Origin of the sequence: Streptomyces sp. NPDC017940, from assembly GCF_044328435.1 — a bacterium.
GTDB lineage: Bacteria > Actinomycetota > Actinomycetes > Streptomycetales > Streptomycetaceae > Streptomyces.
Genome location: NZ_JBIRHJ010000008.1, coordinates 144,124 through 158,516, shown reverse-complemented (window position 1 = coordinate 158,516; position 14,393 = coordinate 144,124). Strand labels below are relative to the sequence as shown.

Annotated in this window: 11 protein-coding genes; 5 read left to right on the top strand and 6 right to left on the bottom strand. The window is 72.5% G+C overall.

Annotated elements, in window-relative coordinates; genetic code table 11:
* Positions 1-153: 153 nt before the first annotated feature.
* Positions 154-1,437: an adenylosuccinate synthase gene (locus ACH4DX_RS27010; protein ID WP_398119839.1), complete on the top strand. Its 1,284-nt coding sequence runs from the start codon at positions 154-156 to the stop codon at positions 1,435-1,437.
* 76 nt (positions 1,438-1,513) lie between these two features.
* Here the strand turns inward: ACH4DX_RS27010 and ACH4DX_RS27005 are convergent, their stop codons facing one another.
* The 4 genes from ACH4DX_RS27005 to ACH4DX_RS26990 all read right to left on the bottom strand — a co-directional run bounded on the left by ACH4DX_RS27005 (position 1,514) and on the right by ACH4DX_RS26990 (position 7,180).
* A complete protein-coding gene (locus tag ACH4DX_RS27005; protein WP_398157087.1) occupies positions 1,514-3,055 on the bottom strand; it encodes a PstS family phosphate ABC transporter substrate-binding protein in 1,542 nt (513 codons plus the stop codon).
* A gap of 127 nt (positions 3,056-3,182) precedes the next feature.
* Entirely contained in the window at positions 3,183-5,120 is a 1,938-nt protein-coding gene (locus ACH4DX_RS27000) for a protein kinase (RefSeq protein WP_398157275.1), read from the bottom strand.
* 255 nt (positions 5,121-5,375) lie between these two features.
* On the bottom strand, positions 5,376-5,918 hold the full coding sequence (locus ACH4DX_RS26995) for a GNAT family N-acetyltransferase (RefSeq protein WP_398157086.1): 543 nt from the start codon (positions 5,916-5,918) through the stop codon (positions 5,376-5,378).
* Complete coding sequence (locus tag ACH4DX_RS26990) at positions 5,915-7,180, bottom strand: hypothetical protein (protein WP_398157085.1); 1,266 nt, start codon at positions 7,178-7,180, stop codon at positions 5,915-5,917. The genes ACH4DX_RS26995 and ACH4DX_RS26990 overlap by 4 nt, the downstream gene beginning before the upstream one ends.
* Before the next feature lie 197 nt (positions 7,181-7,377).
* On the opposite strand from ACH4DX_RS26990, the gene ACH4DX_RS26985 reads away from it, so the two are divergent.
* Positions 7,378-7,914 (top strand): hypothetical protein, encoded by a 537-nt coding sequence (locus ACH4DX_RS26985; RefSeq protein ID WP_398157084.1) that lies wholly within the window; start codon positions 7,378-7,380, stop codon positions 7,912-7,914.
* 35 nt (positions 7,915-7,949) lie between these two features.
* Here ACH4DX_RS26985 and ACH4DX_RS26980 read toward each other — a convergent pair whose 3' ends face one another.
* Together ACH4DX_RS26980 and ACH4DX_RS26975 are read right to left on the bottom strand one after the other, a co-directional pair.
* Positions 7,950-8,429, bottom strand: coding sequence for a MarR family winged helix-turn-helix transcriptional regulator (locus ACH4DX_RS26980; protein ID WP_398157274.1), 480 nt, complete (start codon positions 8,427-8,429; stop codon positions 7,950-7,952).
* A gap of 188 nt (positions 8,430-8,617) precedes the next feature.
* Positions 8,618-9,247, bottom strand: coding sequence for a DJ-1/PfpI family protein (locus ACH4DX_RS26975; RefSeq protein ID WP_398157083.1), 630 nt, complete (start codon positions 9,245-9,247; stop codon positions 8,618-8,620).
* 350 nt (positions 9,248-9,597) lie between these two features.
* Here ACH4DX_RS26975 and ACH4DX_RS26970 point away from each other — a divergent pair, with 350 nt between their 5' ends.
* The 3 genes from ACH4DX_RS26970 (at position 9,598) to ACH4DX_RS26960 (ending at position 14,362) form a co-directional block, all read left to right on the top strand.
* Positions 9,598-10,956, top strand: coding sequence for an aspartate aminotransferase family protein (locus tag ACH4DX_RS26970; RefSeq protein ID WP_398157082.1), 1,359 nt, complete (start codon positions 9,598-9,600; stop codon positions 10,954-10,956).
* A gap of 200 nt (positions 10,957-11,156) precedes the next feature.
* On the top strand, positions 11,157-11,915 hold the full coding sequence (locus ACH4DX_RS26965; RefSeq protein WP_398119852.1) for a GntR family transcriptional regulator: 759 nt from the start codon (positions 11,157-11,159) through the stop codon (positions 11,913-11,915).
* Positions 11,912-14,362: a dolichyl-phosphate beta-glucosyltransferase gene (locus tag ACH4DX_RS26960; RefSeq protein ID WP_398157081.1), complete on the top strand. Its 2,451-nt coding sequence runs from the start codon at positions 11,912-11,914 to the stop codon at positions 14,360-14,362. The genes ACH4DX_RS26965 and ACH4DX_RS26960 overlap by 4 nt, the downstream gene beginning before the upstream one ends.
* Positions 14,363-14,393: the final 31 nt, after the last annotated feature.

Sequence of the window (14,393 nt, the reverse complement as noted above, 5' to 3'; positions counted from 1 at the left end):
CGGGTAGCATCTTTGTGCAAGAGCCCCTTGCGCTATTGCGCCAGGGGCTTCGTCTATTCCGGGGCAACCAAGGCTCACCCACACCGGCGGCAGACTGCCTCCGGCTGCGGCCCCCGACCTTGGACATGCCCCGCCCGGAAGGGGTGTACGCCTGTGCCCGCACTCGTGCTGCTCGGTGCTCAGTGGGGTGACGAAGGCAAGGGAAAGGCCACCGACCTGCTCGGTGGCTCCGTGGACTATGTGGTGCGTTACCAGGGCGGCAACAATGCCGGCCACACGGTCGTCGTAGGCGACCAGAAGTACGCGTTGCATCTCCTCCCTTCCGGGATCCTCTCGCCGGACTGTGTCCCGGTCATCGGCAACGGTGTCGTCGTCGACCCGTCGGTCCTGCTCTCCGAGCTGAGCGGTCTGAACGAGCGCGGCGTCGACACGTCGAAGCTTCTGATCAGCGGCAACGCGCACATCATCACGCCGTACAACGTGACGGTCGACAAGGTGGGCGAGCGCTTCCTCGGCAAGCGGAAGATCGGCACCACGGGCCGCGGCATCGGCCCGACCTACGCCGACAAGATCAACCGCACCGGTATCCGCGTCCAGGACCTCTACGACGAGTCGATCCTGAAGCAGAAGGTCGAAGCGGCCCTCGAGCAGAAGAACCAGCTCCTGACCAAGGTGTTCAACCGCCGCGCCATCGAGGCGGAGCAGATCGTCGAGCAGCTCCTGGAGCACGGCGAGAACATCAAGGGCTACGTGGCGGACACCACGCTGATCCTCAACAACGCGCTCGACGAGGACAAGGTCGTCCTGTTCGAGGGCGGCCAGGGCACCCTCCTGGACGTGGACCACGGCACGTACCCCTTCGTCACCTCGTCCAACCCGACCGCCGGCGGCGCCTGCACCGGCACCGGCGTCGGCCCGACGAAGATCAGCCGCGTCATCGGCATCCTGAAGGCGTACACCACGCGCGTCGGCGCGGGCCCGTTCCCGACGGAGCTCTTCGACAAGGACGGCGAGGCGCTGCGCACCATCGGCGGCGAGCGCGGTGTCACCACCGGACGCGACCGCCGCTGCGGCTGGTTCGACGCCCCGATCGCCCGTTACGCCACCCGCGTGAACGGCCTGACGGACTTCTTCCTCACCAAGCTCGACGTCCTCACCGGCTGGGAGCAGATCCCGGTCTGTGTCGCGTACGAGATCGACGGCAGGCGCGTCGAGGAACTCCCGTACAGCCAGACCGACTTCCACCACGCCAAGCCGGTCTACGAGATGCTGCCCGGCTGGTCGGAGGACATCACCAAGGCCAAGACCTTCGATGACCTGCCGAAGAACGCGCAGGGCTATGTGAAGGCCCTGGAGGAGATGTCCGGCGCGCCGATCTCCGCGATCGGCGTGGGCCCCGGCCGGGACGAGACGATCGAGATCAACTCGTTCGTCTAGACGGGATCGAGTCGACCTCGTCCAGGCGAGGTCGAGTCGCTCGCCCAGCGGCCTTGTCCGTGCTCCGGGCCCCCGGTCACTCCGGGAGCTCGGAGCACGCCTTCAAGCCCTCCGACGCCGAGCACGGCAGATGGCCGTGGACGCGGATCACGTCCAGGCCGCTGCCGCGCGTGTACGCGAGGAATTCGGAGGCGAGCGAGTCCGCGGGCGGATCGCCGTAGGTGTAGGCGTACTCGATCTCCCGGTACGGGTATCCGCTGTGCGCGAGGTTGTCCGTGGACGCCTCGTGGCCGTCGAGGGACAGCCGGTGCAGGCCCTTCAGGTCGGCGGCGGCGCGCAGCTCGCTGTAGCCGATGGCGCCGGGGACGCGGCTGACGGTGTCGAGTACCTGCTCGGTCGAGTCGAGTTCGCAGCGGATCACCGGGGCCCGCGCGTCGTCCTTGCGCACGCAGTCCTTGGACGAGGCGCTGAGCTCGAAGCCGCCCGCGAGCAGTCGCCGTTGCAGGGTGTCGCGGGTGCCCGAGCTGGAGCCGCGGCTGACGAGGACGACGTCCAGGTCCGGCCCGCGGAGCTGCTTCCAGTTGTGGATCTCGCCGCGGTAGAGGCGCCGTACGTCCGCGAGCGAGAGGTTCCTGAGGGGGACGCGGTCGTTGAGGACGAGCGCGTACGCCGAGATCGCGACACGGCGTTCGACCAGGTGCGGATAGCCGTCCGATTTGGGCCCGTCGGACAGGGCGATCATCGGGGGCGACTTCTTGTGCTTCCGCGCGAACCGGGCGCCCTGCGCGTCCAGCTCCCTGATGCCCGCCGTGCTGCCGTGCGCGGAGACGGTGATGGACGCGCCGGGGCAGTCCTCCTCGTACTTCTCCTTCAGCTCGTCGGCGACCGGCCGGAACGCCGTGGAGCCGACCACGGTCAGCTCGCCGGTGGCGCACTCGATCGGGATCGACTCGTCGCCGTCCGCCAGGATCATCGAGGCGAGCGTGACGACGCCCGCCGTCAGGAGCGCCGTCAGGATCTTCGCGGGCCTGCTGAAGAGGGGCGCCTTGTCGTCGGGCGTCGTGGACCTGTTCGGCTGCACCGCGCCCGCCTGGAGGCCGCCGGAGACGAGCACCTCACCGCCGACGGCGCCGCCGGTGAGCAGCACCAGCAGTTTGTAGTGCTGGCCGCGGTCCAGCGGTACGCGCGGTATGTGCACGGTGGAGCCCTCGTACCGCAGCCCCGCCGCCGGGGTGAAGTGCTCCATCAGGTGGTCGGCGCCCGCCTGCGCGGTCACGGCGAGGCCGCGCACGGTACGGCCCGCGAACACGGCTGTCAGGCCGTGCAGCGCGCGGCCCGTGTAGTCGGTGTCGGAGACGAACTGCGAGCCGTCGTTCTCCACCCGCAGCAGCACGAGCGTCGCGTCCGACATCTCCGGCGTCTCGTCGAAGAGGCCGAGGCGCGCGTTCGCGCCGCCGGTACGGACGTTGTCGCCGATGGCGGTGTCCATCTGCACGCGGTAACCGACGCGCTTGCGGCGCGGCACCCGGCGCTCGTACCAGATCGCTCCGACGGTGGCGATCAGCCCGAGCGCGGCGGTGAGGACTGCGACGACGTTCTCGGGGTTCAACCAGTTCACGCCCGCACGCTACGGAGCGGTTCCGGCGCGTGGAACGCCCCGGCCGGGGACTTCGCCGTTCCGCCGCCGGACGTTCGCCGCCGGTTCAACTGCCGCGCGGCCGGGGCCGATCGGGGCCCCGGCCGCGTCAGTGACCGGTCACGTCGCCTTTCGTGTACGTCAGCGCGCGGGTGCCGTCGGTGTTGACGCGGTGCAGTTCACCGCTCGGCAGGATCGTGACCACGGTCGGCTTGCCGGGGTCGCACGCCGGGGGCCCGCCGACGGTGACCCGCGTCGGGCCGATGTCCAGCCGGTCCTCGCTCGCGGACCTCAACTCGCCCTGAAACACGCAGTGGTAGGTGCCGCCGCCCGCGAGCGGTCCGTCGGCCGTCATCGACAGGACGGTGTCGCCCGTCTCGCCCTGCTGGATGGTCAGGCGGCGGGTGCTGACCCCGGCGTCGCCGCTGAGCGTGCCGTTCCAGGTGCCGAGGAACTTCTCCGGCACGGTGCCGCTGTCCGACGCGGTGGACGTGGACGGCGAGGGGCTCTGCGAAGGGCTCGGCGAGGGGCCGGGGTCCGACGGGGTGCCGGGTGTCGTGGGCGCGCTGCTCCCCCCGCTCCTGCCACCGTCCTTCGCCTTCGGGTCGCCGTCGTCGTTCTTCATCGTCGCGTAGACCGTGCCGCCCGCGCCGAGGGCGACTATCAGGGCGACGGCGACGAGCAGGACGGTGGAGCGTGCGCTGCGGCGCTGGGGTTCGTCCGGGGGCGGCCCGTAGGGGGGTGTGGAGCCGTAGGGCGGGGTGGAGCCGTAGCCCGGCTGGGGGTAGCCGTACCCGGGAGCGTGCTGCTGGGGGTAGCCGTACCCGGGGGTCTGCTGGGGCGGGTAGGCGTAGGCGGGGGTGTTCGGGGCGGGGGCCTGGCTCGGGGCGGGGGTGGATATGGGGCCGGGGGCCGGGGGGAGGCCGCTGACCATGGTGGGGAGGTGGTTGACGGGGGTGTGGCCCGGGGGGCCGGGCGCGGGCGGGGTCTCCGGGGCGGCCGGCAGGTCCGGTGCCACGGCGGGCGGGGGCGGGGTCGGGGTCGCCGAAGCGGGGCCCGGGTCCTGGGCGGGGCCCGGGTCCTGGGCGGGGCCCGGCGGTGCGGCCGGGGCCGGGGGGCTCTCGCCCTCGGGGTCCTCGACCTCGAGGAGCTGCACCGCGTGCCGCCCGAGCTGCGCGACCAGGGCGCCGGGGAGCCACGGCTCCAGGGACTTCCCCTCGAAGAGGGTGTCGTCGGCTCCGGTCCTCGCACGTATCTCGTCGAGCGAGGGCCGGTCGCCGGGCGCCTTGGTCAGACAGGCGCCGATCAGCTCCCGCAGGGACTCCGGCAGGGCTTCGAGATCGGGTTCCTCCTGCGCGATGCGGAACATCAGCGCGTGCACCCCGCTGTTGGCGGTTCCGAAGGGCAGCGTGCCCGTGGCCGCGTACGCGAGGACGGAGCCGAGGCAGAAGACGTCGCAGGCCTCCGTGACCCGGTCGCCGCGCACCTGCTCGGGCGCCATGAAGCCGGGCGAGCCGACGAGGGCGCCGGTACGGGTGAGGCCGCCGTCGGTGACGGTCTCCAGGGCGCGGGCGATGCCGAAGTCGATGACGCGGGGGCCGTCGATGGTGACGAGGACGTTGGACGGCTTCAGGTCGCGGTGGATGAGCCCGGCTGCGTGGATGTCCTTGAGGGCGTTGGCGAGCCCGGCGGCGAGGATGTTCACGGAGCGTTCGGGCAGCGGGCCGTGCTCGTGCGAGACGACGGACTGGAGCGTGGGCCCGGCGACGTACCCGGTGGCGACCCACGGGATCGCGGCGTCGGTGTCGGCGTCGAGCACCGGCGCCGTCCACGCGCCGCCGACGCGCCGCGCGGCCTGCACCTCCTGCCGGAACCGCCCGCGGAACTCGTCCTGCGCCGCCAGCTCCTCGCGCACCAGCTTGACCGCCACCGTCCGGCCGCGCCCGGAACGCGCCAGGTACACCTGCCCCATCCCGCCCGCCCCGAGCCGCGCGAGCAGCCGATAGGCACCGATCCGCTGCGGATCCCCCGGCCCCAGTTTCTCCATACCCACGGGCGCCGCCCTCCCCCTGTTTCAAGCCACCGCGTGCGGCGACTCTCCGTACACCGCTGTGCAACAGATCGAGGATAGTGCGGGGGTGCGGGGGGTGGCCCTGGGTTACGTCTACGGTTGCGTAACGGCGGGCGGGGCCCGCTCTCCGCACTGCGCCGCCCCGCCTCCCCGGGCAGCAGCCGCCACCGCCCTCTGCACGGCGGGGGCGGCGGCGTCGACCCGCCCCGCTCGGATCAGCGGGTCATCGGGTCAGCGGATCAGCACCATCGCGCACAGCACGGGTGCGCCCGCGAACGGCCGGGTCACGCCCACGGGCTCGTAGCCCCAGCTCTCGTAGAGGGCGCGGACCTTCGGGTGTTCCTCGTGCACGAGGAGAGTCACCCGCTCCTCCGGGCGTCCGCGCAGCAACTCGTCATGGATCAGCCGTGACGCTCCGGTGCCGCGCCACGGCGTACGGATCATCAGCTCCGACAAGGCGAACGTCCGTGTACCCGTCTCCGCCATGAATCCGGCGTCCAGGGCGGGTTCGACCTTTTCCCACCAGGTCGTCGCCGCGCTCAGAGGAGCACCGTAGGCATAACCGACGGGCCTGGTCCGGTCGTAGGCGACGACGCACGCGAAGTCCTGCTTGCCGGTCCACCGGTCGACGAACCCGGCGAACACGTCCCGCGGTGCGAGGGGGTCGTCGACGCCCTCGTACACCTCGTCGTGGACATCGAGCAGGAGTCCGCGGATGCCGGCCGCCTGGGTGTGCCCGTAGCGCCGGAGTTCCAGTTCGGTGGGTGCGGTCACGTAGGCCCTCCCTTGTTCTTCATGGTGCCGACTGCGACAACCCGCTCGAGCCGGTCGCCGATGCGTCTGCCGGAGACGAGGCCCGCACGGGCCTTCGCGACGGTCGCGGCCGCCTGAGCGTGCTCGCCTTGCGCCGACTGGATCTCGGCGAGCAACGTCAAGTAGAAGGTGCGGTTGCGGTTGAATCCGGCGTCCAGGAGATCGAGGGCCTGTTGAGCATGCTGCTCGGCGTGCGCGTATCGACCGGCGCTCCGGTGGGCGATGGCACCGAGGCCGGACAGCTCCGCCGGGGTGCAGAACGCGAGCCAGCCCGGGGTGACGGACGGGTCGGCGCGGTCGTGCGCACGGGCGGCTGCCGTCAGGTGGCGGCCCATGCCGTGCGTGTCACCGGTCCGGGCGAGGCAGTCGGCAAGTCGGGCGTGCAGCAGTGACGCGAGGAGCGGTTCGGCCCGCAGGTGCCGCTCGCCGAGCGCTGCCCTGTTGATGCGCGCCGCCTCGGCCGGGCGTCCGGCCAGCTTGGCATGTGCCGCGAGATCGGACCAGGCGCGCGTCACCGCGACCGGGTCCCGGGACAGCAGTGCGGCTTGGAGCGCCTCGTTGCGGAACCGCCGGGCACGGAAGGAGTCGCCGCAATCGTGCGCCGACCACCCGGCACAGGCGGCGACATCCGCCATGGCTCGCGTCATGGCACGTTCGACGCGTTCACTGCACGTGCACTGGTTCAATGCGCGCTGGAGCCGCTGGAGGTAGTCGGCGGCCACGTCCACCAAGGCACCGCCACCGAGCCCGTTGAAGTGCGCGTCGAGTCGGCCGACGGTGGCCCGGGCACGGTCGACGTCGGACATGCCGAGGCGGCCGAGCTGCGGGGTTTGATCGGTGCCGAGAGTCGCTGCGAGGGCTCCGGCGATGAACGTACGTCGCTGAAGGGGATGCAGCGTGCTCAGAGAGTCCTGACTACCGGCGTCCCCCGTGGTCGACCCGGTTCCGGCCTGCGATGTCGCACGAGTCGGTGCTTCCGTACGAGGCAGGAATCCCATGTCCTGTGGTCCGCAGCCGAGAACGCGCTCCAGGAGCCGCAGATGCCGTGGCCACGGGCAGCGGACCTGACCCGAGATCCAACGCCGCACGTGGCGGTCGGTGCAGTTCGTGGGCTCGCCGGACTCCTCGGCGGCCAAGCGGTTGACTTCGTCGGCCAGAGCTTGGTGCGTGTACCCGAGCTCCGCGAGCAGGGACTCCAGCCGGGTGTTTCGCCGTCTCGTCATGGTGCCCCCCTGCTGCGCACGCCGCTTGACGGTAGTCGTACCGTCACCGCTCGCTGAGGAAACCGTCCGGTTCCTCGTCGAGAAGTACTCGCGATGGGTCCTGATGCCGTACGGCAGAAGTCCGCTTTCCTCAAGGCTACGAACCCCCGCCGGCCACTGCTGACGGCCTCGGGGCGTGGCGATCACGAGGAGTCGACATGAGCGGAAGTATGGCCGCCGAGCGAGGCCCGGAAAGCTCCGTACGCCGGCAGACACCCGAACGGGGAGCCGTCACCGACTGGTTCGCCGGAGCCCACCCCGTGCCGCGGCAGGCCCACGCCGAGTGGGCGGACTGCGGTGTCGCGCTTCTGCCCCTCGGCGGGCGGTTCGACGCACTCCGCGTCGCCGGGCGGCTCGTCCACTCCGCCGTGGTCAGTGCGCGGCCGGAAGCCGTCGGTGCGGCCCTGACCGACTGGCTGCACGGGCCCGTCATCCGCGACGGCCGCACCGGCAGCGGTCAGTACTACGTGCTCGTCGCGCCTGACGCCGAGTGGCAGGGCACCGCCGACCGGCTCGGCACCGGCACCTACCTGGCCGTGCCGCGCATCGGCAAGCAGGTGTCACCCGTGACGTCCTGGGCGGTGCAGCCGCAGCGCCGCGGTCGGCTGTGCGACCCCGCGCACCTCGCCGCGCTGCTCGCCATGGCCGCCGCGCCGTCGCCCACGGCCGACGCGCTGGGGGCGATCGACCCATGACCTCCGCCGACCGAGCCGTGTCACCCGGGCACCCGCTACGGGCGGGGCGGCTCCGTGGCGGGTGGGTCCAGTTTCGTCAGGGCCTCGGAGAGGCGCTCCAACGCCTGGGTCGTGCGGAGGAACTCCTCGGTGCCGAGGGCGGCTTGGAGCCGGGCCGCGAGTTCCGCGTGGCCCGGCTCGATCTCGGCCACCGCCGTCCTGCCCGCCTCCGTGGGCCGCAGCAGCTTGGCGCGGCGGTGTGCCGGGTTCGGGGCGTACTCGGCCAGGCCGCGCCGCACCAGGAGGTTGGCCACGCGCTGCACGCTCTGGCGGGTGATGCCCATGGCGCGGGCGATCCCCGCGACCGGCAGCGGTTCGCGCAGGACCGCGCCGAGCACCTGCCACCACGCCGCCGTGAGCCCGGCGGGCGCGGCCAGTTCCTCCGCGGCGGAGAGGAACTGGCCGTTGAGGCGGAAGACCGCGAGTGCGGTGCGGCTCAGGAGGTCCTGGGCCGCGTCGTCCCGGGCGGTGCCCAGGGGGGTGGCGTCGTCCCCGGTGGTCCCGGTGGTCCCGGTGGTCCCGACGGTCCTAGTGGCCCCGGCGGCCCCGGCGGGCCCGGTGGCCCCGGTAATCCCGCCGGTGGTCCTAGTGGCCCCAGTGACCCCAGCGACCCCAGTGGCACCGGCGGGCTTCGCGGCTGGCCCCGAGGTGGGCTGCGCGTCGCTCATGACGCGAGCGTCTCGTACGCCGCCGGGTCCGAGTCGTGGAACAGGCGGTACCACGCGTCCAGCTTCTCGCCCTCGAACGCGCCCATCCGCTTGAGGACCTCGCGCGCGAACGCGACCGGCTCGGTCGGTCCCGCCGTGATCAGGTCGCCGTCGGTGACCGCGTCCGTCTCCACGTACCGGTCCGCGCCCGCGTACCCCGTCGCGTCCAGGTACATCGACACCGCGCTGGTGTGCGTCCGGTCGTCGAGCAGTCCCTCGCGGGCGAGCCCGGCCGTGGCGCCGCAGATCGCGGCCACCGGAACCCCGGCGTCGAGGAACGCGCGGGCCGTCCGGGCGAAGGGGGCGAGCGAGTCACCCGTGTCCCACAGGTCGCCGCCCGGCAGGATCAGCAGCGCGCTGTCCTCGGGCCGCAGCTCGTCGAGCGTCAGGTCCGGCTGGATGCGCACACCGCCGACCGTGGTGACGGGCTCCCGCGTCATCGCGACGGTACGGATCCGGTGGCCCGCGCGGGCCAGGTACGCGGTGGCGTAGCCCGTCTCCCAGTCGGCTAGGGCGTCGTACACGGCGAGGTGAATGGCGGGGGCGGTGGTCGTGGTGGCGGCTGTTGCGGTGGTGCTGCTGCTCATGAGGGCTCCACTCGGCGGCGCGGGGGATTGTGTGAGCGACTGCGTGCGTGACTGAGTACGTGCGTGACTGAGTACGTGCGTGCTGCGTGCTGCGTGCTGCGTGCTGCGTGCTGCGTGCTGCGTGCTGCGTGCTGCGTGCTGCGTGCTGCGTGCTGCGTGATTGATTATGCCAGTATGCTGTCAATGTGTCAGCGTGCTGTCAAGTCACTTCGCGAGCCTCGTCGGAAGGCGGAGGGGCCGGGCCCGCTGTGGGCAGGCTCCCCCCGGGCGACAGAATGTCGTGTTCCCGAAGACGGGGCAGACAGGACGCCCATGGCTCGCAGCGGACGGGGACATCTACCCTCGGCCGCATGACCCCTCAGCCAGACCCGCAGCTCGGCGCAGCCGTATCCGCGGTGGATCGCGCCCATGTGTTCCACTCCTGGTCCGCCCAGGAACTCATCGCCCCGCTCGCCGTCGCCGGCGCGGAAGGCTCGTACTTCTGGGACTACGAGGGCAACCGGTACCTCGACTTCACCAGTGGGCTCGTGTTCACCAACATCGGCTACCAGCACCCCAAGGTCGTCGCCGCGATCCAGGAGCAGGCCGCGACGATGACCACGTTCGCGCCCGCCTTCGCCGTGGAGGCCAGGAGCGAGGCCGCCCGGTTGATAGCCGAGCGCACCCCCGGCGACCTGGACAAGATCTTCTTCACCAACGGCGGCGCCGAGGCCGTGGAGAACGCGACCCGCATGGCCCGGCTGCACACGGGCCGCCCGAAGGTGCTCTCCGCCTACCGCTCGTACCACGGTGGCACCGCCGCCGCGATCAACCTCACCGGCGACCCGCGCCGCTGGCCCTCCGACAACGGCTCGGCCGGTGTGGTGCGCTTCTGGGCGCCGTTCCTGTACCGCTCGCCGTTCCACTCCGGGAACGAGGCCGAGGAGCGCGAGCGGGCCCTGGCGCACCTGGAGGACACCATCGTCTTCGAGGGGCCGTCGACGATCGCCGGGATCATCCTGGAGACCGTGCCCGGCACCGCCGGGATCATGACGCCGCCGCCCGGCTACCTCGCCGGAGTGCGCGAGCTGTGCGACCGGTACGGGATCGTCTTCATCCTCGACGAGGTCATGGCGGGCTTCGGGCGGACCGGCGCCTGGTTCGCCGTGGACCACTTCGAGGGGGTCGTGCCCGATCTGCTGACCTTCGCCAAGGGCGTGAACTCCGGGTACGTGCCGCTCGGCGGCGTCGCGATCTCCGGCGCCGTCGCGGAGACCTTCGCCAAGCGGCCCTACCCGGGCGGGCTCACCTACTCCGGGCACCCGCTGGCCTGCGCGGCCGCCGTCGCCACGATCAACGTCATGGCGGACGAGGGCGTCGTCGAGCACGCCGCCAGGATCGGCGCGGACGTCATCGGGCCCGGCCTGCGGGACCTCGCGGAGCGGCACCCGAGCGTGGGGGAGGTGCGGGGGCTCGGCATGTTCTGGGCCCTGGAGCTGGTACGGGACCGGGAGACCCGGGAGCCCCTCGTCCCCTACAACGCGACCGGGGACGCCAACGCCCCGATGGCCGCGTTCGCCGCCGCCGCGAAGGCGAACGGGCTGTGGCCGTTCGTGAACATGAACCGTACGCACGTGGTGCCGCCGTGCAACATCTCGGAACCCGAGGCGAAGGCCGGCCTCGCGGCCCTCGACTCGGCCCTGGACGCCGCCGACGCGCACGTCGCCTGAGCGGAGGGACCCGGGGGCGGGTGCGGTGGACCCGTGGCGTCACGCGACCGCACTCGCCCTCGCCCAGCCGCTCCGCGGCTGGAGCTCTCTCCCACCCACCCCGCCCACCCACCTTTCCCCGTGACCCCGGTCACTCAGGGCCGCAACCCCGACCGCGTAGTCTGACGTGCTCGTAAGCGACCAGGGGGAGGCCCACCACCATGCCCGGACCCGACGGCCCCGCCGTCATCCGCAGCACCCTGCGCCAGCAGATCGCCGACGCCCTGCGCGACGAGATCCTCGCGGGCCGCCTCGTGCCGGGCCAGGAGTTCACGGTGAAGGAGATAGCCGACCAGTACGGCGTCTCGGCCACCCCGGTCCGCGAGGCCCTGGTGAACCTGTCCGCGCACGGCCTCCTGGACTCCGTACAGCACCGCGGCTTCCGCGTGCACGAGCACACCCTCGCCGACTACCGCGGCATGCTCCAGGCCCGCGGCCTCATCGCGGACGCCGTCTTCCGGGACGTGGCCGCCACCTCCGCCCACCACGCGGTGCCCGCCGCCGCCTTCGTCTCCGTACGCCGCAGGGGCGAGGAGGCGGCCCGCGCCGCGGCGGCCGGCGACCTCACCGTCCTGATCGGCTACGACCTGCGCTTCTGGCGCGAGCTGAGCGCCCTGTTCGGCAACGCCTACCTCTCGGACTTCCTGCACCGCCTGCGCGTGCAGTCCTGGGTCTGCGCGGTCCCCCACCTGCGCCGCGAGACCGAACGCGGCGGCGACCTGCGCGGCCGCCTCTGGTCGCGGCACACGGACCTGGTGGACGCCCTGACCCGGCGCGACGCCGCGCACGCGCACACCATCGTCGACGAGTACAACGCCCACTCGCTCGACCTCGTCACCGCACTGGCCACAGGGCCCGCGGGACCCGCGGGGCCCCCGGGCGCCCCGGGATCGGCAGGACCCGCGGGACCCTCCGCATGAGCGTCGATCTGTCCGTCGTCATCCCCGCGTACAACGAGGAGGGCCGCCTCGGCCCCACCCTCGACGCGATCCGCGCCTACCTCGACCACCCCGGCGGCCCCGTGGCGGAGTCCGCGCGGTGGGAGCTGATCGTCGTCGACGACGGCTCCACCGACCGCACCGCCGACATCGCCGCCGAGGCGGCCGCCCGCGACCCGCGCGTCCAGCTCGTCCGCGGCGGCCGCAACCGCGGCAAGGGGCACGCCCTGCGCCGCGGCGTCCTCGCCTCCTACGGCCGCCGGGTCCTGGTCACCGACGCGGACCTGGCCGCGCCCATCGAGGAGCTGCCCGCCCTGGAGAAGGCGCTCGCCGACGGGAACACGGCGGCCGTCGGCTCCCGCGCGCGGCCCGGCGCGACCATAGACGTCCACCAGCACCGCCTGCGCGAGCTCCTCGGCCGCGGCGGCAACTTCCTGATACGCACGGTCGCCGTCCCCGGAATCCGCGACACCCAGTGCGGCTTCAAGCTCTTCGACGGCGACCGTGCCCGAGCGGCGTTCGCCGCGTCCCGGCTCAGCGGCTGGGGGATCGACGTCGAGATCCTGCACCACTTCCGGCAACAGGGCTGGCCCGTCGCGGAGGTGCCGGTGCGCTGGTCGCACCAGGAGGGCTCCAAGGTCAAGGCCACCGACTACGTCCGGGTCCTCGCCGAGGTCTCCGCCCTGCGCGTCCGCGGCCTGCGCCGCGCCGACCTCCTCACCCTGGCCCTCTTCGTGGCCTTCGCCGCCGTTCTGTACTCGGCGCGCTGGATCTCCCCCGATCACCGCTACCTCCCGCACTCCCTCCAGGACCAGAACCAGTGGGAGTGGTTCTTCGACGTCACCGCCCACAACGTCGGCCACCTCCAGAACCCGCTCTTCACCCACCTACAGAACGCCCCCGACGGCGTGAACCTCATGGCCAACACGGTCATGCTCGGCCTGTCCGTCCCCCTCGCGCCCCTCACCTGGGCCCTCGGCCCCGCCGTCAGCCTGAACGTGGCGATGACCCTCGGCCTCGCGGCGACCGCCTTCGCCTGGTACTGGCTGATCGTCCGCAGACTCGTACGGCACCGGGGCGCCGCCGCGCTCGGCGCCGCCCTCGCCGCGTTCGCGCCGCCGATGGTCAGCCACGCGCACGCCCACCCGAACTTCATCGTCCTCTTCATGATCCCGCTGATCATCGACAGGGCGCTGCGGCTCTGCGAGGGGCGGCGCGTCGTACGGGACGGGGTGGTCCTCGGGCTCTTCGCGACGTACCAGATCTTCCTCGGCGAGGAGCCGCTGCTGCTCGCCGCGATGGGGATGCTGCTGTTCACGGTGGCGTACGCGGTGGTGCGCCGCGATGTCGCACGCGCCTCGTGGCGGCCCCTCGCCCGCGGCATCGGCATCGCCCTCGCGGTGTGCCTGCCGCTGGTCGCCTTCCCGCTCTGGTGGCAGTTCTTCGGGCCGCAGAGCTACAAGAGCGTGCTGCACGGCGACAACGCGGGCAACAGTCCGCTCGCCCTGCTCTCCTTCTCCGAGCGCTCCCTGGCGGGCGACGCCGACACCGCGGCCTCGCTGTCCATGAACCCCACCGAGCAGAACGCCTTCTACGGCTGGCCGCTCGTCGTCCTCGCGTTCCTGGTCGTCGTGCGGCTGTGGCGGCGGGCGGTGGTGCGGGCCCTCGCGTTCACCGCGGTCGCCGCTGCCTTCCTGTCCCTCGGGCCGAAGTTCCGCATCCCGCTGACCGACGTGGTCCTCACGGGGCCGTGGGCGCTGCTCGCCGACAAGCCGCTGTTCGAGTCGGTCATCGAGTCGCGGGTGGCGATGGTGTGCGCGCCCGCCCTCGGGATGCTCGTCGCCCTGGCGGTGGGGCGGCTCGTGGCGCGGGGCGGCGAGGGCCGTCCGGCGCGGGGCGCGCCCGTGCGGTACGCGGGGCTCGCCGCCGTCGCCCTCGCCCTGCTGCCCCTGTTCCCGCTGCCCCTGAAGGCGGTGGACCGGGCCGACGTGCCCGCGTTCATCGCGGACGGCACCTGGAAGGAGTACGTCGACACGGCCGCGGGCGAGACCCTCGTACCGGTGCCGCTGCCCGACCCCGGGAACGCGGAGGCCCTGCACTGGCAGGCCGTCGCCGACCTCGGTTTCAGGCTCCCCGGCGGCTACTTCAACGGGCCCTGGGGCCCGGACCGCGTCGGGATCTACGGCGCGTCGCCCCGCAACACCTCCAACCTGCTGCGCGACATCCGCAGTTCCGGCCGCCCGGTGCGGCTCAGCGACGCCTGGCGCCGTGCCGCCCGGGAGGACCTGCGGTACTGGAACGCGGGCGTCCTGGTGCTCGCGCCCCAGCCCGGCGACGCGGCCTTGCGCACGACGGTCGACGACCTCCTTGGACAGCGCGCAAAGTGGGTAGACGGGGTGTGGATGTGGGACGTGCACGGGGGAGGCTGAGCGGGTTCCGGTGCCACTACGCTTCCGCAAC